General features: G+C 60.4%; 18 protein-coding genes. 9 read left to right on the top strand and 9 right to left on the bottom strand.

The genetic code is table 11. The annotated features are described in order from the left end of the window. Positions 1-146: 146 nt before the first annotated feature. From BLR20_RS21315 to BLR20_RS21275, 9 genes are all read left to right on the top strand, one after another. The gene (locus BLR20_RS21315) at positions 147-1,826 is read left to right on the top strand and encodes a flavin monoamine oxidase family protein (protein WP_032611794.1); all 1,680 of its coding nucleotides are present in this window, start codon (positions 147-149) and stop codon (positions 1,824-1,826) included. A gap of 15 nt (positions 1,827-1,841) precedes the next feature. Beyond that, positions 1,842-2,636, top strand: coding sequence for a carbon-nitrogen hydrolase family protein (locus tag BLR20_RS21310; protein WP_054994473.1), 795 nt, complete (start codon positions 1,842-1,844; stop codon positions 2,634-2,636). Positions 2,637-2,841: 205 nt separating this feature from the next. Continuing rightward, positions 2,842-5,151 carry a pyrroloquinoline quinone biosynthesis protein PqqF gene (gene pqqF / locus BLR20_RS21305; RefSeq protein ID WP_054994472.1) on the top strand — a complete coding sequence of 770 codons (2,310 nt, stop codon included), beginning with the start codon at positions 2,842-2,844 and terminating at the stop codon, positions 5,149-5,151. A gap of 135 nt (positions 5,152-5,286) precedes the next feature. Further along, the gene (gene pqqA, locus BLR20_RS21300) at positions 5,287-5,361 is read left to right on the top strand and encodes a pyrroloquinoline quinone precursor peptide PqqA (protein WP_003422658.1); all 75 of its coding nucleotides are present in this window, start codon (positions 5,287-5,289) and stop codon (positions 5,359-5,361) included. Between the two features lie 88 nt (positions 5,362-5,449). Beyond that, a complete protein-coding gene (gene pqqB / locus BLR20_RS21295) occupies positions 5,450-6,361 on the top strand; it encodes a pyrroloquinoline quinone biosynthesis protein PqqB (RefSeq protein ID WP_032611800.1) in 912 nt (303 codons plus the stop codon). Positions 6,362-6,369: 8 nt separating this feature from the next. Continuing rightward, positions 6,370-7,125 (top strand): pyrroloquinoline-quinone synthase PqqC, encoded by a 756-nt coding sequence (pqqC, locus tag BLR20_RS21290; protein ID WP_010428943.1) that lies wholly within the window; start codon positions 6,370-6,372, stop codon positions 7,123-7,125. Then, complete coding sequence (gene pqqD / locus BLR20_RS21285; protein WP_010428946.1) at positions 7,122-7,418, top strand: pyrroloquinoline quinone biosynthesis peptide chaperone PqqD; 297 nt, start codon at positions 7,122-7,124, stop codon at positions 7,416-7,418. Before pqqC ends, pqqD begins: the two co-directional genes overlap by 4 nt. Further along, positions 7,411-8,580 carry a pyrroloquinoline quinone biosynthesis protein PqqE gene (gene pqqE / locus BLR20_RS21280; RefSeq protein WP_054994471.1) on the top strand — a complete coding sequence of 390 codons (1,170 nt, stop codon included), beginning with the start codon at positions 7,411-7,413 and terminating at the stop codon, positions 8,578-8,580. Before pqqD ends, pqqE begins: the two co-directional genes overlap by 8 nt. Continuing rightward, the gene (locus BLR20_RS21275) at positions 8,543-10,369 is read left to right on the top strand and encodes a S9 family peptidase (RefSeq protein ID WP_054994470.1); all 1,827 of its coding nucleotides are present in this window, start codon (positions 8,543-8,545) and stop codon (positions 10,367-10,369) included. Before pqqE ends, BLR20_RS21275 begins: the two co-directional genes overlap by 38 nt. Positions 10,370-10,424: 55 nt before the next feature. Here the strand turns inward: BLR20_RS21275 and BLR20_RS21270 are convergent, their stop codons facing one another. The 9 genes from BLR20_RS21270 to bioF all read right to left on the bottom strand — a co-directional run bounded on the left by BLR20_RS21270 (position 10,425) and on the right by bioF (position 20,725). Beyond that, positions 10,425-10,586, bottom strand: a complete 162-nt coding sequence (locus BLR20_RS21270; protein ID WP_002555565.1) for a YqaE/Pmp3 family membrane protein — start codon at positions 10,584-10,586, stop codon at positions 10,425-10,427. A 403-nt stretch (positions 10,587-10,989) separates the two neighbouring features. Beyond that, positions 10,990-12,768, bottom strand: coding sequence for an acyl-CoA dehydrogenase C-terminal domain-containing protein (locus tag BLR20_RS21265; RefSeq protein ID WP_054994469.1), 1,779 nt, complete (start codon positions 12,766-12,768; stop codon positions 10,990-10,992). Positions 12,769-12,937: 169 nt separating this feature from the next. Beyond that, positions 12,938-14,236 (bottom strand): GGDEF domain-containing protein, encoded by a 1,299-nt coding sequence (locus tag BLR20_RS21260; RefSeq protein WP_032611806.1) that lies wholly within the window; start codon positions 14,234-14,236, stop codon positions 12,938-12,940. Between the two features lie 472 nt (positions 14,237-14,708). After that, a complete protein-coding gene (locus BLR20_RS21255; protein WP_032611808.1) occupies positions 14,709-16,514 on the bottom strand; it encodes a phenylacyl-CoA dehydrogenase in 1,806 nt (601 codons plus the stop codon). 337 nt (positions 16,515-16,851) lie between these two features. Continuing rightward, positions 16,852-17,148, bottom strand: a complete 297-nt coding sequence (locus BLR20_RS21250; RefSeq protein ID WP_010428390.1) for a hypothetical protein — start codon at positions 17,146-17,148, stop codon at positions 16,852-16,854. A gap of 154 nt (positions 17,149-17,302) precedes the next feature. Further along, the gene (gene bioD / locus BLR20_RS21245; protein ID WP_032611810.1) at positions 17,303-17,983 is read right to left on the bottom strand and encodes a dethiobiotin synthase; all 681 of its coding nucleotides are present in this window, start codon (positions 17,981-17,983) and stop codon (positions 17,303-17,305) included. Positions 17,984-18,008: 25 nt separating this feature from the next. Then, positions 18,009-18,818 (bottom strand): malonyl-ACP O-methyltransferase BioC, encoded by an 810-nt coding sequence (gene bioC, locus BLR20_RS21240; protein WP_032611812.1) that lies wholly within the window; start codon positions 18,816-18,818, stop codon positions 18,009-18,011. Next, on the bottom strand, positions 18,811-19,542 hold the full coding sequence (locus BLR20_RS21235; protein WP_054994468.1) for an alpha/beta fold hydrolase: 732 nt from the start codon (positions 19,540-19,542) through the stop codon (positions 18,811-18,813). Before BLR20_RS21235 ends, bioC begins: the two co-directional genes overlap by 8 nt. Continuing rightward, complete coding sequence (gene bioF, locus BLR20_RS21230; protein WP_054994467.1) at positions 19,535-20,725, bottom strand: 8-amino-7-oxononanoate synthase; 1,191 nt, start codon at positions 20,723-20,725, stop codon at positions 19,535-19,537. Before bioF ends, BLR20_RS21235 begins: the two co-directional genes overlap by 8 nt. Positions 20,726-20,775: the final 50 nt, after the last annotated feature.

Genomic DNA, 20,775 nt, shown 5'->3' with positions numbered 1-20,775 from the left:
TACTCGATCAAGCAACTCATACAAAGTGACCGCCAGCTTCGTCACTTAGCCAAAACAAACAGCATATCGACGGCACTTTGCGTCTTATTAACGTGCCCGCCCTTCTCTAGACTGTTGTTTTTCGCCGTTGCCCACCAAGGTCCGTCATGAAGAACAACCGTCACCCCGCCAACGGCAAAAAGCCGATCACCATGTTCGGCCCCGACTTCCCCTTCGCGTTCGATGACTGGATTGAGCACCCGAAAGGTCTGGGCAGCATTCCTGTGGAGAACCACGGCGCCGAAGTGGCAATTATCGGTGCAGGGATAGCCGGTCTGGTGGCGGCCTACGAATTGATGAAGATGGGTCTCAAGCCGGTGGTGTACGAAGCCTCGAAAATGGGTGGCCGCCTGCGCTCGCAGGAGTTCGAAGGCGCCAAAGGTATCGTTGCCGAACTGGGCGGCATGCGCTTTCCGGTGTCCTCGACGGCGTTCTTTCATTACGTCGACAAGCTGGGCCTTGAATCCAGGCCGTTCCCCAACCCGCTGACCGCGGCGTCCGGCAGCACCGTTATCGACCTGGAAGGCACCACCTACTACGCACAGATGCTCTCGGACCTGCCAGCACTGTTTCAGGAAGTCGCCGACGCCTGGGCCGACGCACTGGAAAGCGGCTCGCAATTCGGTGATATCCAGCAGGCCATCCGCGACCGTGACGTGCCGCGTCTCAAAGAGCTGTGGAACAAGCTGGTGCCGTTATGGGACGACCGCACGTTCTATGACTTTGTTGCGACCTCAAAAGCCTTCGCCAAGCTGTCTTTCTTTCACCGCGAAGTATTCGGCCAGGTGGGCTTCGGCACGGGCGGCTGGGACTCGGACTTCCCCAACTCGATGCTGGAAATCTTCCGCGTAGTCATGACCAACTGCGATGAACACCAGCACCTGATCGTCGGCGGCGTGCAGCAAGTGCCGGTCGGCTTGTGGAGCCACGTGCCCGAGCATTGCGCGCACTGGCCCAAGGGCACCAGCCTGTCTTCGCTGCACCGCGGCGCACCACGTCCCGGCGTGAAGCGCATTGCACGCGCCGAGGATGGCAGTTTTGCGGTGACCGACAACTGGGGCGACACCCGGCAGTACGCTGCCGTGCTGACCACCTGCCAGAGCTGGCTGCTGACCACGCAGATCGAGTGCGAAGAGTCGCTGTTCTCGCAGAAAATGTGGATGGCCCTGGACCGCACCCGTTACATGCAGTCCTCGAAGACCTTCGTAATGGTCGACCGCCCGTTCTGGAAGGACAAGGACCCGGAAACCGGCCGCGACCTGATGAGCATGACCCTCACCGACCGGCTGACCCGTGGCACTTACCTGTTCGATAACGGCGACGACAAGCCGGGCGTGATCTGTCTGTCCTACTCGTGGATGAGCGATGCACTGAAGATGCTCCCGCAGCCCATCGAGAAGCGTGTGAAGCTGGCGCTGGATGCCTTGAAGAAGATCTACCCGAAAGTGGACATCGCAGCGCGGATCATCGGTGATCCGATTACCGTGTCATGGGAAGCCGATCCGCACTTCCTGGGCGCGTTCAAGGGTGCGCTGCCGGGCCATTACCGCTATAACCAGCGTATGTATGCGCACTTCATGCAACAGGACATGCCCAGCGAACAGCGCGGCATGTTCATCGCCGGCGACGATGTGTCCTGGACACCGGCGTGGGTCGAAGGCGCAGTGCAGACCTCACTGAACGCCGTGTGGGGCATCATGAATCACTTCGGCGGCAAGACTCACGCCGAGAACCCCGGCCCCGGTGATGTGTTCCGCGAAATCGGCCCGATTGCACTGGGCGACTGACAGAAGGAAAACCTCATGCGCGTTGCGCTGTATCAATGCCCTCCATTGCCGCTGGATGTCAGCGGCAACCTGACTCGCCTGGAACAGCAGGCTCAGGCCGCCGCCGAGCAAGGGGCACAGGTGCTGATCTGCCCGGAAATGTTCCTGAATGGCTACAACATCGGCGCTCAGGCTGTCGCTGAGCTGGCGCAGGCGCAGGACGGTCCGGCAGCAACGCGCATTGCCGCCATCGCACAGGCCAGCGGCATTGCGATCCTCTACGGCTATGCGGAGCGCGCTACCGATCGGCAGATTTACAACGCCGTGCAGTTGATCGACAGCCAGGGCACACGCCTGTGCAATTACCGCAAGACGCACCTGTTCAGCGAGCTGGACAAGTCGATGTTCGCCGCAGGCGACGATCATTACCCGGTGGTCGAATTGAATGGCTGGCGCCTGGGCCTGCTGATCTGCTACGACGTGGAGTTCCCCGAAAACACCCGTCGGCTGGCCTTGGCCGGGGCCGAGTTGATTCTGGTCCCGACCGCCAACATGCTGCCTTACGATTTCGTCTGCGACGTGACCGTCCGCGCGCGGGCTTTCGAGAATCACTGCTACGTGGTGTACGCCAACTACTGCGGCAGCGAAGGCGAGATTCGTTACTGCGGGCTCAGCAGCATCTGCGCACCGGACGGCAGCCGCCCGGTGCTGGCAGGTCAGGACGAAGCACTGCTGGTCGGTACGCTGGACAAGTCACTGCTGGCCCAGGCCAGAACCGCGAACGACTATTTCTTGGATCGCCGTCCGGCGCTTTATGCGTCGCTGACTTGATCCTGAACAGGCCGGTACAGCCTCTGGAAATAGCGCGTTTGCTTATCGTAATTCTCGTTGCTTATCGTGCCAATGCTCCGCGTTGGCATGCCGTTCTGGACGCTCTGCGTCCTCTATTTCGGAGGCTTGAGCAGCAGGCTCGCGAACAGGTCAGCTAATCCGCTAGCATGACGCTTCGCCTTGCACAGCTTTCCGGACGCCCCTCATGCTTGCCGCACACTCCGCTGACACTCAACGCCTCACGCTGGCCAACGGCCTGAATGTGGTGCTGTGTCACGAGCCACGGCTCAAGCGCTGTGCGGCCTCAGTGCGTGTGGCGGCGGGCAGTCATGATGCACCGCAGGCGTGGCCGGGGCTGGCGCATTTTCTCGAGCACCTGTTTTTCCTCGGCACCGAGCGCTTCCCGGCCGGGGACAACCTGATGACCTTCGTGCAGCGTCATGGCGGGCAGGTCAATGCCAGCACCCGCGAGCGCACCACCGACTTCTTCTTCGAACTTCCGCAGGCGGCCTTCGCCCCAGGGCTGGAGCGCCTGTGCGACATGCTTGCCCGGCCGCGAATGGACATCGCAGATCAATTGCGCGAACGCGAAGTGCTGCACGCCGAATTCATCGCCTGGCTCGGCGATAGCGCGTCCCGCGATCAGGCGCGCCTGCTGACAGCGATCAACCCACAGCATCCGCTACGCGGCTTTCACGCCGGCAATCGCTACAGCCTGTCAGTGCCCAACCCGGCTTTTCAGCAAGCATTGCACGACTTTTATCAAGGCTTCTATCAGGCCGGGCAGATGACCCTGTGCCTGAGTGGCCCGCTGCCAATGGCTGAACTGCAGGCGCTGGCGATAAACCACGGCGCAGTTTTCGTCAGCGGGATGAAGGTCAGACAGCGCCCGCCTCCAGCATTGATGGCCAGACCCCGACAGGCTGGCGAGCAAAACCATCTGCTGTTTGCCTTCGAGGACTTGCCGGCCAAGGCTGACGAAGCGGTGGCCTTTTTCTGTCACTGGCTGAATGCCGCGCAGCCTGGCGGACTGGTTGCCGAGCTGGTCCGCAGGGGCCTTTGCACATCATTGAACGCCGCGCCGCTGTACCAGTTCGGCGGGCAGCTTTTGCTGGATATCGAGTTTAAAGGCGACCCGGCAAACGCGACCGCTATCAACAGCCTGTTTTTCAGCTGGATCAGTTTTTTCAAGGCTCACTGGCCAACGCAAATCGAGGAATACCACCGTCTCGAACAGCGCCGTCTGCAGATGTGCGGTGCATTGGCTCTGGCAAACCATCACTGCCGCGAAACGCCCGCGCAGTTGAGCGAGCAAGGCCAAAAAGCCTTAAGCACATTACTGGCGAAGCTCACCGCTGATGCACTGGTCAGTTTTGCTGCTGTGGATAACCTCGATCTCGAGCCGGTCGCTTGGCGCCTGCCAGCGCCGAATCCGTTTCTCGATACGGCAGCGGACGACCCCGCTGAAGCCGCGCTGTACCTGCGCTGGCAACTGCCGTCCCCGCAGCCCGCTTTTTGGCGGATGCTCGATGCCGCACTCAAGCCACTGGCCGAAGACGCGCGTCAGGCTGGCGTAACCCTGACATTCAGCGCTTACGGCCCTTACTGGCAGCTTCAATTGAACGGCTTGCGCCAACCGATGCTGGCAGTCCTGCAACAGAGCCTGCAGCGCTTGCAGCATCCCGACGCCCACGCGTTGGAACACGACGAGCCGGTGTTGATCCCGATTCGTCAATTGCTCAAACAGCTTGCCGATCATTACCTGCGCAGCGACCCGGAACTGACCATAAGCGACCTGCCAGGCTTATGGGCAGCTTCGCGCTGGATCAGTTTCAGCAGCGGTTTCGGCCCGGCCAGCCAGTCAACGCTGGATGCGATATTGAATGCAGCACCCGGCGTTCGGCAAACCTCCCCACCCGATGCGCCAACCATTCGCTCCGGCAAGCACTGGACGGCGCAAGCATCGTCCTCCTCGGAAGACGCCGTGCTGGTGTTCTGCCCGGCGCCCACCACTTCCATCAAGGATGAAGCGGCCTGGCGCCTGCTCGCGCACCTGGCCCAAGCGCCGTTCTATCAGCGGCTGCGGGTCGAGCTGCAATTGGGTTACGCGGTGTTCAGCGGCCTCAGGCAAATCGACGGAAGGAACGGCTTGCTGTTCGGCGTGCAATCACCCACCTGCAATGCCCAACAGCTGTTTGCGCACATCGAGGCCTTTATCGGCAAATTGCCACAACTGGTCCGCGACGCAAATTTGCCTGAGCAGACAAACGCCCTTGCAGCGCAGTTCGAGCCGTCGAGTCTGCCGGAGCAACAGCGTGCGGGCCTGCAGTGGCAGGCACACCTTGCCGGGCATCGGGGTGACCATGCGCATGCCTTGCAGCGGGCTCTGTCAAATCTGGATACACACTCCTTGCTGGCCTCTGCAGATCAACTGATCAGCGCCACTGGTGGCTGGCTGATCGTGTCCAATCGCCCTGCCAGCACGGCCGCCCCACTATCCTTACCTGAACGGTAACGGTCTTTTCTGCAGATTCCGAACCTGTCCAATTGTGAAATTGAGTAACATAGCTCCCTAAGCATCTGAACGTATGCCTCCGGCGATGCACTAAGATGTAGTCACCAATCGCTGCACTTATCCGAGGAGATTTTTATGTCGTGGACTAAACCTGCTTACACTGATCTGCGTATCGGTTTTGAAGTTACCATGTACTTCGCAAGCCGTTGATTTCAGTGCGCTGTGAAGCCTCGGTTCGCCGGGGCTTTTTTTATGGTTGTGGCTGTTTTTTATTTCAGAGCGTGTCCCAGGAGCTGTCATGTACATCCAGATTCTAGGTTCTGCTGCTGGCGGTGGATTCCCCCAGTGGAACTGCAACTGCCTGAATTGCGCGGGCTTTCGCGACGGCAGCCTGCGTGCTCACGCGCGGACCCAGTCGTCCATTGCGCTGTCCGATGACGGTATCAACTGGGTGCTGTGCAACGCCTCACCAGACATTCGCGCGCAATTGCAGGACTTTGCGCCGATGCAGCCCGGGCGCGCATTGCGCGACACCGGCATCAGCGCGATCGTGTTGATGGACAGCCAGATCGACCACACCACCGGCCTGCTCAGCCTGCGCGAAGGCTGCCCGCATCAGGTGTGGTGTACCGACATGGTCCATGAGGACCTGAGCACCGGTTTCCCGCTGTTCGAAATGCTCAAGCACTGGAACGGTGGCTTGAGCTGGAACCGCATCGAGTTGCAGGGCAGCTTCGTGATTCCGGCCTGCCCGAACCTGCGCTTTACGCCATTCCCGCTGCGCAGCGCCGCCCCGCCCTACTCGCCACACCGTTTCGACCCGCATCCGGGCGACAACATCGGCCTGCTGGTCGAAGACACCCGCACCGGCGGCAAGCTGTTCTATGCTCCGGGCCTGGGCAAGGTCGATGAAGCGCTGGCCGAGAAGATGCGCGACGCCGACTGCCTGCTGGTCGACGGCACAATGTGGGACGACGACGAAATGCAGCGTCGTGGCGTGGGCACGCGTACCGGCCGGGAGATGGGCCATCTGGCACAGAACGGCCCCGGCGGCATGCTGGAAGTCCTCGAAGGCTTCCCCGAGCAGCGCAAGGTGCTTATCCACATCAACAACACCAACCCGATTCTCGACGAAGACTCCCCGGAACGCGCGGAGCTGGTTCGTCGCAACGTCGAAGTGGCCTTCGATGGCATGAGCATCGAGCTTTAGGAGCTGACATGAGCGAAGCGACTGCGCTGTCCCCCGCCGAATTCGAACAGGCCTTGCGCGCCAAGGGTGCCTATTACCACATCTATCACCCGTTCCATGTGGCGATGTACGAGGGCCGTGCGACCCGCGAGCAGATTCAGGGCTGGGTCGCCAACCGTTTTTACTATCAGGTGAACATCCCGCTCAAGGACGCAGCCATTCTGGCCAACTGCCCGGATCGCGAGATCCGTCGCGAATGGATTCAGCGCCTGCTCGATCATGACGGTGCGCCCGGTGAAGACGGCGGCATCGAAGCCTGGCTGCGCCTCGGCCAGGCCGTGGGGCTCGACCCGGACCAGCTGCGCTCTCAGGAACTGGTACTGCCAGGCGTGCGTTTTGCCGTCGACGCCTACGTGAACTTCGCCCGCCGCGCCAACTGGCAGGAAGCCGCCAGCAGCTCGCTGACCGAACTGTTCGCACCGCAGATCCACCAGTCGCGTCTGGACAGCTGGCCACAGCACTACCCGTGGATCGACCCGGCAGGCTACGAGTATTTCCGCACTCGCCTGGGTCAGGCCCGACGCGATGTAGAGCACGGTCTCGCAATCACGTTACAGCACTACACTACGTACGAAGGTCAGCAGCGTATGCTGGAAATCCTGCAGTTCAAACTCGATATCCTGTGGAGCATGCTCGATGCGATGTCCATGGCCTATGAATTGAACCGCCCGCCATATCACAGCGTCACAGACCAACGCGTCTGGCATAAGGGGATCAGGCTATGAAGCACGATTTGAAACAGGATTTGAAGCTCCGTGCGTTAATACCCAAATGGCATCAGGGCTATCGCTTTCAATATGAGCCTGCGCAAAAGGCTCATGTGGTGCTTTACCCTGAGGGCATGATCAAGCTGAATGAAAGCGCGGCCCTGATTGGCGGGCTGATCGATGGAAAGCGCACCATCGCCACCATCATTCATGCGCTTCACCAGCAGTTCCCCAATGTTCCCGAACTGGGCATGGACGTCGACGAGTTCATGGAAGGCGCCAAGAAAAAAAACTGGATCGATCTTGTCTGACATAGCACCCGTCACCAACATCCCTTACATACCGCCCACTCCCGAGGTCGGGCTGCCACTGTGGCTGCTCGCCGAGCTGACCTATCGCTGCCCGTTGCAATGCCCGTATTGCTCCAACCCTCTGGACTTCGCCAAACAGGGCCAGGAGCTGAGCACCGAGCAGTGGTTCAAGGTCATGCAGGAAGCGCGGGAAATGGGCGCGGCGCAGATCGGTTTTTCCGGCGGCGAGCCGCTGGTGCGCCAGGACCTGGCCGAACTGATCGCCGAGGCGCGGCGTCTGGGCTTCTACACCAACCTGATCACCTCGGGCATCGGCCTTACCGAAGAGAAGATCATCGCCTTCAAGGAAGCAGGCCTGGACCACATCCAGATCAGCTTTCAGGCCAGCGACGAGCAGGTCAACAACATGCTCGCCGGCTCGAAAAAAGCCTTCGCGCAGAAGCTGGAAATGGCCCGCGCGGTGAAAAGGCATGGCTACCCGATGGTGCTGAACTTCGTGACCCACCGGCACAATATCGACCGCATCGACAAGATCATCGAGTTGTGTCTCGCGCTGGAGGCGGATTTCGTCGAACTGGCGACCTGTCAGTTCTATGGCTGGGCACACCTGAATCGCGTCGGCCTGCTGCCGACCAAAGATCAACTGGTCCGCGCTGAAGCCGTCACCAATGAATACCGCGAACGGCTGGAGGCAGAGAGTCACCCATGCAAGCTGATCTTCGTCACCCCTGACTATTACGAAGAGCGTCCCAAAGCGTGCATGAACGGCTGGGGTAACATCTTCCTGACCGTGACACCGGATGGCACGGCGCTGCCCTGCCACGGCGCGCGCCAGATGCCCATTCAGTTCCCCAACGTACGCGATCACAGCATGCAGCACATCTGGTACGACTCGTTCGGCTTCAATCGCTTTCGCGGTTATGACTGGATGCCCGAGCCGTGCCGCTCGTGTGACGAGAAGGAAAAGGACTTCGGCGGCTGCCGCTGCCAAGCCTTCATGCTCACCGGCGACGCCGCCAATGCCGACCCGGTGTGCAGCAAATCCTATCACCACGGGATCATCACTCAGGCTCGTGACGAGTCCGAAACCGCTACTCAAACCATTGAAGAGCTGGCCTTTCGCAATGACCGAAACTCACGACTCATCGCAAAATCCTCCTGAACGCCTGAGCGCCGCACAAGCGGTCGCTGCAGGCGTCGACTTCGCCGAACTGGATGTCAGCTCGGCGGGCCTGTTCTGGAACGAATACCGTCCCGAAGACGGCGCCAGCCGCATCTGGCACTGGTACGCCAACAGCAAGCGCTGCCTGACGCCACAAGGCTTCAGCGTGCGCAGTCGGGTGTATGAATACGGCGGCGGTTCGTTCTGCCTCGCCGATGACGCCGTAGTGTTCGTCAACGAGCGCGACCAGCAACTGTATCGACAGGCGCTGGACGCCAGCGAACCGGTGGCGCTGACCGCGGGCGACAAGCGCTACGGTGGCGTGTTTTTCAGCGGTGGCCGGATTCTGGCCGTTGAAGAGGAGCGCAATACGCATCGACTGGTCGCTATCGATCTGGCCGACGGACAGCGCCAGTCGCTGGCCGAAGGCGCTGATTTCTACTCATCGCCGATTGTCAGTGCCGACGGCAGACGCCTGGCCTGGATCGAATGGCAACGTCCGCATCAGCCGTGGACCTGCACCCGCTTGATGTGTGCAACGAAGCAGGACGACGGCAGCTGGGCTGCTGCACAGTGCATCGCAGGCGAGGGTGCGCAAGAGTCACTGCAACAACCACGCTTTGACGCCCATGGCCGCTTGTACTGCCTGACTGATCGCGCGGGCTTCTGGCAGCCGTGGGGCGAATCGCCTTCCGGGTTTGCGCCGCTTCCCGCCCGCGCGGCGGATCATGCTTCCGCGCCGTGGCAAATGGGCAGCTGCACCTGGCTGCCGATCAACGATGGTTATCTGGCGAGCTGGTTCGAAGACGGTTCAAGTGTTCTGGGGCTTAGTCAGGCTGACGGCCGTGTCGAGGATTTCAGCGCAGGTTACAGCCGCTTTCGTAGCCTCGCCATTGACGAAGAGTTCGTCTATTGCATTGCGGCCTCAGCCATAAGCACCTCGGCGGTACTGGCCATTTCTCGCCTCGACGCCAGTGTTCAGGTGCTTGCCGGAGGCGGGTCGCCATTGCCGGCCGACCAGATCAGCTGCCCTCAAACGCTGCGTTACCCCAGTGGCGGGGCCGAGGCCCATGGCTACTTCTATCCGGCCATGACCGGCGCGGAAAAACCGCCGCTGGTGGTGTTCATCCATGGCGGCCCGACCTCTGCCTGCTACCCGGTGCTGGACCCGCGCATTCAGTACTGGACACACCGCGGCTTCGCCGTGGCAGACCTCAATTATCGTGGCAGCAGCGGCTACGGTCGCGTGTACCGGCAAGGCCTGCACCTGGCCTGGGGCGTGGCGGACGTCGAAGACGCTTGTGCAGTCGTGAAACATCTGGCCGAGCGCGGCTTGATTGACGAACGACAGGCCTTTATCCGTGGCGGCAGTGCGGGTGGGTACACCACGCTCTGCGCCTTGGCCTTCCACGACGTATTCCGCGCAGGTGCCAGTCTTTACGGCGTCAGCGACCCGGTGGCACTGGCCAGGGCGACGCATAAATTCGAAGGTGATTATCTGGACTGGCTGATCGGTGACCCCGACAAGGACATCGAGCGCTATCAGGCTCGCACACCCTTGTTGCATGCAGACAGCATCAACGTGCCGGTCATTTTCTTTCAGGGCGAACTGGATGCCGTGGTGGTTCCGCAACAGACCCGCTCCATGCTCAAGGCCTTGCAGGAGAACGGTATCAAGACCGAAGCGCACTTCTATGCGGACGAGCATCATGGGTTCCGCAAGGCAAACAACCTGGCAGATGCGCTGGAGAAGGAATGGCGTTTCTATCGGGATGTGCTGGATGCCTGATCAGGCCGTGTGATCGTTCCCGCATCAGGGAACGATCAGCAAGTGCAACGAGGTGTTACTTACGCGAAACGATGATGTAGATCGCGTGGATGATGCCCGGAATGTAACCCAGCAGGGTCAGCAGGATATTCAGCCAAAAAGCACCAGCAAAGCCTACTTGCATGAACACGCCTACCGGAGGCAGCAGAATGGCGAAAATGATACGAATGATGTCCATGGAAAGCTCCTGATTGATTGGCTCTGATTGGCCATACAGCTAATCGACCCTGGCCGGAGGTGAGGGTTCAACCGGCTCTGGCAGCGCGCCAGTATTCTTTAGCGGGAGGGGCTCAGGACAAGCGTTGCAATGCGGGCACAGCAGCGTGTGCTGCGAGCGGAAAGGAAACAGAATCGTCAAAACGCAAACAAAGAAAACCCCGCCGAAGCGGGGCTTTCCAGACTGTTTCCCTGATTTCCCTTTCACCCCGCCATCCTGGCAGGCTTCCCTACGTGTCCCTGTTATGTCTTGTTGCGCTTCCTGCGCTACGTCCATGAACAAAGATTAACTTTGGATCCCTTTCTTGGGAAGAGGCCAATTGGCGTCACGTAGTGTAAGCAAATGCTTACAAGACTTTTCCAGGTCAGAATTGTGACGCCTTCAACAGGTACAGCGACTCGCAGCCCGCGCGCACCGAGGCATCCAGCGAGTGAATACGCGGCAGCAGACGTGCGAAATAGAAGCGTGCGGTACCCAGTTTGCTTGCGTAGAACTCCTCCTGCTGCTCTTTACCCAGTGCTGCCTTGGCCATCATGCCCCACATGTAGGCATACGCCGTGTAACCGAACAGATGCAGATACTCCACAGAAGCTGCGCCGATTTCATTGGGGTTGTTACGCGAGCGATCCAGCACCCAGCCGGTGAGCTCATCCAGCATGTTCAAGGCTTTGCTCAGCGGCTGAGTGAACTCGCCGAGCGCGTTGTCCGAGCCGTTGATGAACTGGCGGACTTCGTCGGAAAACAACTGATAGAACGCGCCATTTGAACCGACGATCTTGCGCCCGACCAGGTCCAGCGCCTGAATGCCGTTGGTGCCTTCGTAGATCTGCGTGATACGCACGTCACGCACCAGTTGTTCCTGGCCCCACTCGCGGATGTAACCGTGGCCGCCGAATACCTGCTGACCATGAACAGTGGTTTCCAGACCGATATCACTCAGGAACGCCTTGGCAACCGGTGTCAGCAGCGCTACCAGATCATCGGCACGCTTGCGCGCGGTATCGTCTTCGCTGAACTTGGCGATATCCAGTTGCAGGGCAACGTAGCTGGAAAACGCCCGACCGCCTTCGTTGAAGGCTTTCATGGTCAACAGCATGCGACGCACGTCGGGGTGGACGATGATCGGGTCAGCGGCCTTGTCCTTGTTCTGCGCACCGGTCGGGGCACGGCTCTGCAGACGGTCCAGCGCATATTCAACGGCGCTCTGATAAGAACGCACCCCGGACGCCAGCCCCTGGATGCCGACGCCTAGGCGCTCGTAGTTCATCATCGTGAACATTGCCGCCAGGCCCTTATTCGGCTCGCCGATCAGGTAACCGGTGGCGGCGTCGAAGTTCATCACGCACGTCGCAGACGCCTGGATGCCCATCTTGTGCTCGATCGAACCACAACTGACCGTGTTGCGCTCGCCGATGCTGCCGTCGTCACCGACCATGAACTTGGGTACCAAAAACAGCGATATGCCTCTCGGACCGGGCGGTGCATCCGGCAACTTGGCCAGCACCAGATGAATGATGTTTTCGGTCAGGTCGTGTTCGCCACCGGTAATGAAAATCTTGCTGCCGGTGATCTGGTAGGCACCGTCCGCCTGTGGTTCGGCGCGGGTGCGAATGATGCCCAGATCAGTACCGGCATGGGCTTCGGTCAGGCACATCGACCCGGCCCAGACGCCTGAATACATATTGGGCAGAAATTTGGTCTTGAGCTCTTCGCTGGCGTGGGTGTCTATCGATACACAGGCGCCGGAGGTGAGCATCGCGTACAGACCGAACGCCAGGCTGGCAGAGTTGAGCATCTCTTCGACCTGAGCCGAAACCACCTTGGGCATGCCCATGCCGCCAAACTCGGGATTACCGCCTACACCGACCCAGCCACCTTCGGCGTAGATCCTGTAGGCCTCGGGGAAACCTGCAGGCGTGGTGACGACGGTGTCCTTCCAGTGGCAGCCCTCCTCGTCACCGTTGCGGCTCAGTGGCGCAATGGTCTTGCTGGTGACTTTACCGGCTTCCTCGAGAATGGCCTCGACCGTTTCAGCATCGACTGTTTCGGCCAGCTCGGGCAGTTGAGCCCAGAGCTTTGAAACCTCGAAGACTTCATTGAGGACGAAGCGCATATCGCGCAGTGGCGCTTTATAGTCAGCCATGGCAAACCTCGTGAACACGGATCGAAATGCTTTGGGAAGCCGATCGATGCATCCAGCGACGCAGATCAGCAGTCGAGTTTCACGAGTCTAACCGAACAACATTTCAGAGACATAGGGTCGTGTCATGACTGAATAGTCATAACAGGTCATGGGAAGTATCAGGGTTTACTCAGGTTGCCGCTTCAGTTGTGCGGACAGCGCCGCGTCGGTTCAACTGCCCGTACGCCACCACACAATTGCGCCCGGCGCCTTTGGCTGCATACAGCGCCTGGTCGGCGCTCTTGAGCACTTCCTCGGGCGTCCGATGCTCCGGCTGGCGTTCGGCAACGCCGATACTCACCGTCACCGACACGCTGCCAGCCTGCGCGCCGCTGCGACGCTGCCGGCCTTGCTGATCGTCCTGAGGACGATTGTCCTTGTTGCGCAGCTGAATCTCGTAATTGGCGATGGTCTCGCGGATGGCTTCCAGGTGCGGCATGCACTCATCGATGCTCTTGGCAGCGAACACGATGGCGAACTCCTCACCACCATAGCGATAAGCCTTGCCGCCACCATTGGTGATTTTCGACAGCTTGCTGGCCACCAGACGCAGCACCTGATCCCCCACATCGTGACCATGGGTGTCGTTGAATTTCTTGAAGTGATCCACGTCGCTCATCGCCAGCACATAATTGCGACCCAGACGCTGCATGCGCTCATTGAGCGCCCGACGCCCAGGCAACCCGGTGAGCTCGTCGCGGAAGGCCATCTGATAAGCCTCGTGAGCGACCGCAGCGGCAATCATCAGCATCACCTGGCTGCAGAGTATGTTCAGCGTGAACGGCAGGATGAAAGTCTTGGGCAATGCCCAGAACAAACCCAGCAGGCCGACAATCTGTGCCGCATGCAGCGGTCGCGGCTTTTCCAGGTATTGCCAGATCAGCACCCCGAATGACACCAGAAACATCGCGTACGACAACTGAATCAGACTCATCCATGCGCCATGCAGGGCAGGCCAGCGGATGTCGGCCAGCCAGATTTGCAGCTCGACCGGATAACTTTGCTCAAGCCCCACCGCTACGCCGCCCAAAGCCACCAGCACCGCAAGCCGCGCGACCATGTCCTGGAACAGGTGCGTCCGCTCTTCCCATGCCGCATATAACCCGAACAGCACCGGCAGCAGCAGACAGACCAGATGAAAGATCACCGCCGCATCCTCACGAACCTTGCCGTTGTCACGGTAGTAATCGGTCTGAGTATCGAGCAGGTAGTAGGCGATATACACCGTGAGCATCAGAAACAGCTCGCGCTGACGTCGGTAAACACAGCAGTACGCACCGCCCAGCAGCAGAACCAGGGTCGGAAGCACGTTGAACAGCGAAGTGAAGAAGACGTTCAGGTCTTTTACATATGCAGCCGCGAGCCCCGCCACCAGCAAGCCCAGTGACGGCAGAAAATGACTCAATCGTGCAGCTGATGGACGCAACAAAAGGGTTATCTCCTACCCGGCATCTGAAAGACTGGCTGACCTGATGGCATTGTGCCCTCCGCCAGCGAACAATGCATCGGCAGGATCAATAAACACGCTACTTTCTGTAACGGCAGGAGGCGGGAAATGTTTATTGCGTGATTGCTCATGCGCCGCGCCGGCACGCATTGGGTGACGCTCCACGTCGTGCTGCAGCGCAACGTCATGCTTTGCCTGTCATCACTGCACATAAAAAGCGCTTTTTTATCGAGATGGCACTGACGACGCAGAGTGCGACGTTAGTGACGGCTGAGTCCTGACGCGGAGCGTGAGGAACGAGAGGTGTTCTGGAGAACACTTCTCGTGGCTATGCACGGGGCCGGGGTTCCTTTTCAGGTCTGGTCAGGGGTTCGAGTACAGCAATGCGCTAAAACGAAGCCATAAAAAAACCGCCTGATCAGCGATCAGGCGGCTTTCATGACGGCAGCGAGGCTTAGTAAGCCAGGCCGAAGTCTTCTTCTTTCATGTCCATCAGGTTGGCAGCGCCCGACAGAATGGCCGCCACGTGGGTGCGGGTGCGCGGCAGGATGCGCTGGAAGTAGAAGCGCGCGGTCTGGATCTTGGCGCGATAGAACGCCTCGTCCGAAGCACCGGCCGCCAGCTTCTCGGCCGCCAAACGCGCCATGTCGGCCCAGAAGTACGCCAGGCAGGCATAGCCGGAGAACATGACGTAGTCCACCGATGCAGCACCCACTTCTTCGCGATCCTTCATCGCCGCCATGCCTACTTTCAGGGTCAGGTCGCCCCACTCCTTGTTCAGCGCAGCCAGTGGCGTTACAAATTCCTGCACGGCTTCGTTGCCTTCATTGCTCTGGCAGAACTTGTGAACGATCTTGGTGAAGCCCTTGAGCGCTTCGCCCTGGGTCATCAGCACTTTGCGGCCCAACAGGTCGAGCGCCTGGATGCCGGTGGTGCCTTCGTACAGCATCGAAATCCGGCTGTCGCGAACGTTCTGCTCCATGCCCCACTCGGCAATGAAGCCGTGGCCGCCGTAAATCTGCACGCCGTGGTTGGCAGCTTCGAAGCCCACTTCCGTCATGAACGCCTTGGCGATCGGGGTCATGAACGCCAGCAATGCGTCAGCGGCTTTCTTTTGTTCCGGGTCTTCGCTGTACTTGACGATATCGACCTGTTTGGCCGTGAAGTACACCATGGCACGCGTGCCTTCGGCGAATGCCTTCATGGTCAGCAGCATGCGACGCACATCAGGGTGAACGATGATCGGGTCTGCAGCTTTTTCCGGCGCCTTGGGACCGGTCAGCGAACGCATTTGCAGACGATCACGGGCGTATTGCAGACCACCCTGGAAGGCGACTTCGGCGTGCGCCAGACCTTGCAGTGCAGTGCCCAGGCGCGCGGTGTTCATGAACGTGAACATGCAGTTCAGGCCCTTGTTCGCCGGGCCGATCAGGTAGCCGGTAGCGCCGTCGAAGTTCATCACACAGGTGGCGTTGCCGTGGATACCCATCTTGTGCTCGATGGAGCCACAGTTCACTGCGTTGCGCTCTCCGATGCTGCCATCGGCAGCCGAAAGGAACTTGGGCACGATGAACAGCGAAATGCCTTTGGTGCCAGCCGGTGCGTCGGGCAGGCGGGCCAGCACGATGTGGACGATGTTATCGGCCATGTCGTGTTCGCCGGCGGAAATGAAGATCTTGGTGCCGGTGACCTTGTAGGTCCCGTCAGCCTGAGGCTCTGCCCTGGTGCGCAGCATGCCCAGGTCGGTGCCGCAATGCGACTCGGTCAGGCACATGGTGCCGGTCCATTCGCCGGACACCAGCTTGGTCAGATACGCGTCCTGCTGCTCGGGCGTACCGTGCTCGGAGATCGTATTCATTGCGCCATGCGACAGGCCCGGGTACATGCCCCACGACCAGTTCGCCTCGCCAACCATTTCGCTGACCGCCAGGCCCAGCGACTCGGGCAGGCCCTGACCGCCATGCGCAACGTCATGCGCCAGACTCGGCCAGCCACCTTCGACGAACTGCTTATAAGCCTGTTTGAAGCCGGTCGGAGTCTTCACGCCGGACTCGCTCCAGGTGCAGCCCTCGGTATCGCCCACACGGTTCAGCGGTGCCAGCACCTGCTCACAGAACTTGGCGCCCTCTTCCAGAATGGCATCGACCATGTCCGGAGTGGCGTCATGACAGGCTGGCAGACTCTGATAGTGCGCTTCATAGCCGAGCAGTTCATCACGAACAAAACGAATATCACGCAAGGGGGCCTTGTAGTCAGGCATAGCGATAACCTCTGCTGATGAATCCTGGAACGAATGACCGGGCGGTCGCTGGGGAGATACCCTCAAGCGCCAGACAATCTCGTATGCCTCGCGGTCAAACAGGTGTTTGAAACATACGTTTACGCCCAAACCTTGTCAATAGCGAAGCACGCACCATTCGTCCACGGCCCATGCATAAACCACGCAGACGCACGTCGTACGAGGGGCGAGAGAAGCGTAAGCAAAAGTCTAGTGGAGGGCGGAATCAGGTGCAGGCGTGATAAAGGACAATGATGCGGAGAAATTCAGGGGGGGGACAACGCCGTGCGCTGATGGCACGGCGGGAGGTGCAGCGAAATCAGGCGTAGGTGTCGATCAGCGTGCCAAGCATCTCGTCGCTGGCTTTTTGCGCAGCCAGTCCGGCCTCGAACTGGCCCTTACCGGCTTCGAGCTCGACGATATTGGACGGCAGATCGGAACGCTGGCTGCGATCAACCGAGCGCAGGTTCTCAAGTTGGAAGTCAGAAGACTGGCTTCTGCCCGACACTTCGATATTGGAGCTGGCGATCTGGGTGGCCGCCTGATCCACACGACCTTGCCCGACCTGCATTGCGCTAAGGCCCGGGTAGAGGGTGTTGTTCATGGTGATTTGCATAAGCCGATCCTCAGTTCAAAAAAACGAACACGTTCCATTGAACCAGCATTTGCCTGGAAATACTCGACAAATAGACTAATGGCACTAGGCCGCACGATAGCCTGAGTCTTGAAAATCCAAAACTGTCTTGCCTGTCAGCTACATAGCGGCGCTGTCAGCTCAACAACTTCAAATCAAGATACTGCGCCACATTTTCGGCGTTTGGCTCGTTCAAGCGCGGCACCCGCCCCAGACAAGGGGCAGGCAGACGCTCGACCAGCGTGGCGAGATTTTCTTCAAGCCGCGAGGTGTCTGCATCGACGATGTTGGCCACCCAGCCGATCAGGCATAGCCCGTCACGGGCGATTGCTTCGGCAGTCAGCACCGCATGATTGATACAGCCCAGACGCACGCCTACCACCAGAATCACCGGTAGATCCAGGGCAATGGCCAGATCGGACAGCGTGCTCTGCCCGGACAATGGTACGCGCCAGCCGCCTGCCCCTTCGATCAGGGTGAAATCGGCCTGTTTGGCGAGGATATGCCGCATGGGTTGCAGCACCGAGTCGACCGTCAACGCGACGCCGGCTTCGCGTGCTGCCAGGTGCGGAGCAATGGCCGGTTCGAAGGCCTGCGGATTGACCTCAGCGTAATCCAGCTCGACAGAACACTCGGCCAGCAACGCCAGGGCATCCGGGTTGCGTAGCCCCTGTGGCGTGACAAAACAACCGGATGCAGCAGGCTTGCCGGCTGCCGTGCTCAGGCCGGACGACCGGGCTGCATGCAGCAAACCGGCAGCCACCGTGGTCTTGCCAGCGTCGGTATCGGTCCCGGTGATGAAGTAGGCGGCAGTCATTTCAGCACTCTTTCCTGTCAATCCGTCAGTTTTTTTCAAGAACCGCGTACAGCACTTGATAGGTGGCGGGCAGTCCGGCGTCCTCGCGGAAGCCTTCATAGGCCTGAACCATGCCCATGATCCGCTCGCGCCCGGTCAGACCATTGGGCCGCCCGGGGTTGAGATTGTGCGCACCGAGCGCCTTCAACTCGTGCGTCAGGCTGCGCACGTCCGGGTAATGCAGGACCTGCGGACGAACGTCGAGGCTGCGCACTCGCAGGCCGCTGGCCGCACACAGCTTGCGGTAGTCATCCTCGTGACGAAAACGGTTCACATGCACCTGCCCGTCCACGGCCTGCCAACTGTCGCGCAGTTCGTACAGGGTGCCGACACACAGGCTGGCAAAGGCGAATACGCCGCCTGGCTGCAATACGCGGTGAGCTTCACTGAGCACCGCAGCGAAATCGGCGCACCACTGCACCGCGAGGCTGGAAAAAATCAGCCCGCAACTCTGGTCATGCAGCGGCAAGTGTTCGGCATCACCCGCAATAAAGTGCTGTGCGCCACCCAGGGGTCGGGCATGACGCAACATGCCTTCGGCGATATCCAGTGCAATGCCTTCGCTGCGACCGAACGCCTGCGCCAGTGCACGGCTGAAGTAGCCAGTGCCGCTGCCAAGATCAAGCCAGCGGGACGGATTGCATTGCGCAGGCAGACGCGCGAGCAGCTCATTACCGACACTGCGCTGCAGCTCGGCAACGCTGTCATAACTGCCTGCCGCGCGGGAAAAGGATGCGGCCACCTGTCGTTTGTCAGGCAAGACAGAAGGTGGTTTGGGGGTCGAAAGATCAGTCATCGTCCAGCTCGTGCAGAAAGGCGTGGATCGCGGCCGCCACCCCGTGAGGGTTTTCCACAAGGAATGCATGACTGGCCTGCTCGATCAGGCCCACTTCGACATCAGGCAACAAGGCCAGCAGATCACTTGCCGCCTCGGCGGGCACGAAGGCATCCAGCCCGGCGAACAGGTGCAGTTGCGGGCCACGATAGGTTTGCAGTGCGCTGCGGGTGTCGAGTTGCCGGAGTATTTTCAGGCCATCGATCAACGCCGTTTTCGACAAGTGCGGCGCGCCGGCCTTGAGCAGCCGTGCCAGACCGCGCGGGTCTTCTGCGCCTTGCGTGCATAACAGGCTGAAACGCTTGAGGGTCAGCTCCGAATCAACGGCACAGCCCGCCAGAAACGCCTCGAAATCGTGCACGGGCATCGCGTTCGGCCAGGCCCCTTGGGTGACGAAACAGGCATTACTGGCCAACGTCAGCAACCCGCAGCAACGATAGCCGCGCCGCGCCGCCAGTTCAGCCGCGAGCATGCCACCCAATGACCAGCCGCCCAGCCAGGCATCGTCTGGCAGGTTGGTGTCCAGTTCGTCGAGCCAGTCTGGCAAATCGCAACTGTCGATATCCGGCAACGGCTCGATCTCAACCCGCAGGTGCTCATCCAGCCCGCGCAACGCAGCGGCAAGCGGCTCCAGCGGCGAAACGCCAAGGCCCCAGCCTGGCAACAGAATCAGACGATCACGCATGAACAGGCTCCGAGGATTGGTGGGCATCCAGCAGCGGGTAGCACTGCTCCAGAGTGTTCAATAATAGCTGCACGTCGGCTTCGCTGTGCGCGGCAGACAACGTCACACGAAGCCGCGCACTGCCCGCAGGCACGGTGGGCGGGCGAATGGCGGTGACCAGCAGGCCACGCTCGCGGAGCAACTGCGAGAGGCGCAACGCCCGGCCAGCATCACCGATCATGATCGGCTGGATCGGGGTAAAGCTGTCCATCAGTTGCAGCCCGATCTGCTCGGCACCACGACGAAACTGCTCGATCAGACGCGTCAGATGCTCGCGACGCCAATGCTCGGTGCGCAACAGCTGCAGGCTTTTCAAGGTGGCGCAGGCCAGCGCGGGCGGCTGGCTGGTCGTGTAAATGTAAGGCCGGGCAAACTGGATCAGGGTTTCGATCAGTTCTTCACTGCCTGCCACGAACGCTCCGGAAGTGCCGAACGACTTGCCCAGGGTGCCGACCAGCACGGGCACGTCATCCATAGTCAGGCCGAAATGTTCGACGATACCGGCACCGTTGGCGCCCAAGGGGCCGAAGCCATGGGCGTCGTCCACCATCAGCCAGGCCCCTTTGGCCCTCGCCGCTCGGGCCAGCGCCGGCAGATCAGCGATATCGCCATCCATGCTGAACACCCCATCGGTCACCACCAGGGTATCGCCCACGGATTTTTTCAGGCGGGCTTCCAGGCTGCTCACATCGTTGTGCAGATAACGCGAGAATCGTGCACCGCTGAGCAGACCGGCATCCAGCAGCGAGGCGTGGTTGAGACGGTCTTCCAGCACCGTATCGCCCTGCCCGACCAACGCGGTCACCGCGCCGAGGTTGGCCATGTAGCCATTGGAAAACAACAGCGCGCGCGGACGACCGGTCAGCTCGGCCAGCGCTTCTTCCAGTTCGTGGTGCGGCGCGCTGTGGCCGATCACCAGATGCGAAGCCCCGCCTCCCACGCCCCAGCGCTCGGCGCCCGCCTGCCAGGCAGCGATCACCTCGGGATGATTGGCCAGCCCCATGTAATCGTTGCTGCAGAACGCCAGCAATGGCTGGCCGTCGACGATGACCTGCGGCCCCTGCGGACTTTGCAGCAGCGGGCGCTGGCGATAGAGGTGTGCGGCGCGACGGGCATCGAGGCGCGTGCGGAGATCAAAAGACATGCAGGCCCCGGTCCGGAGGATGACAATTCAAAAAGGGCCGGAACAGTCCG

The organism is Pseudomonas congelans (genome assembly GCF_900103225.1).
Classification (GTDB): domain Bacteria; phylum Pseudomonadota; class Gammaproteobacteria; order Pseudomonadales; family Pseudomonadaceae; genus Aquipseudomonas; species Aquipseudomonas congelans.
The sequence above is the reverse complement of the archived record's forward strand: the minus strand, read 5'-3'. Positions and strand labels throughout refer to the sequence as shown.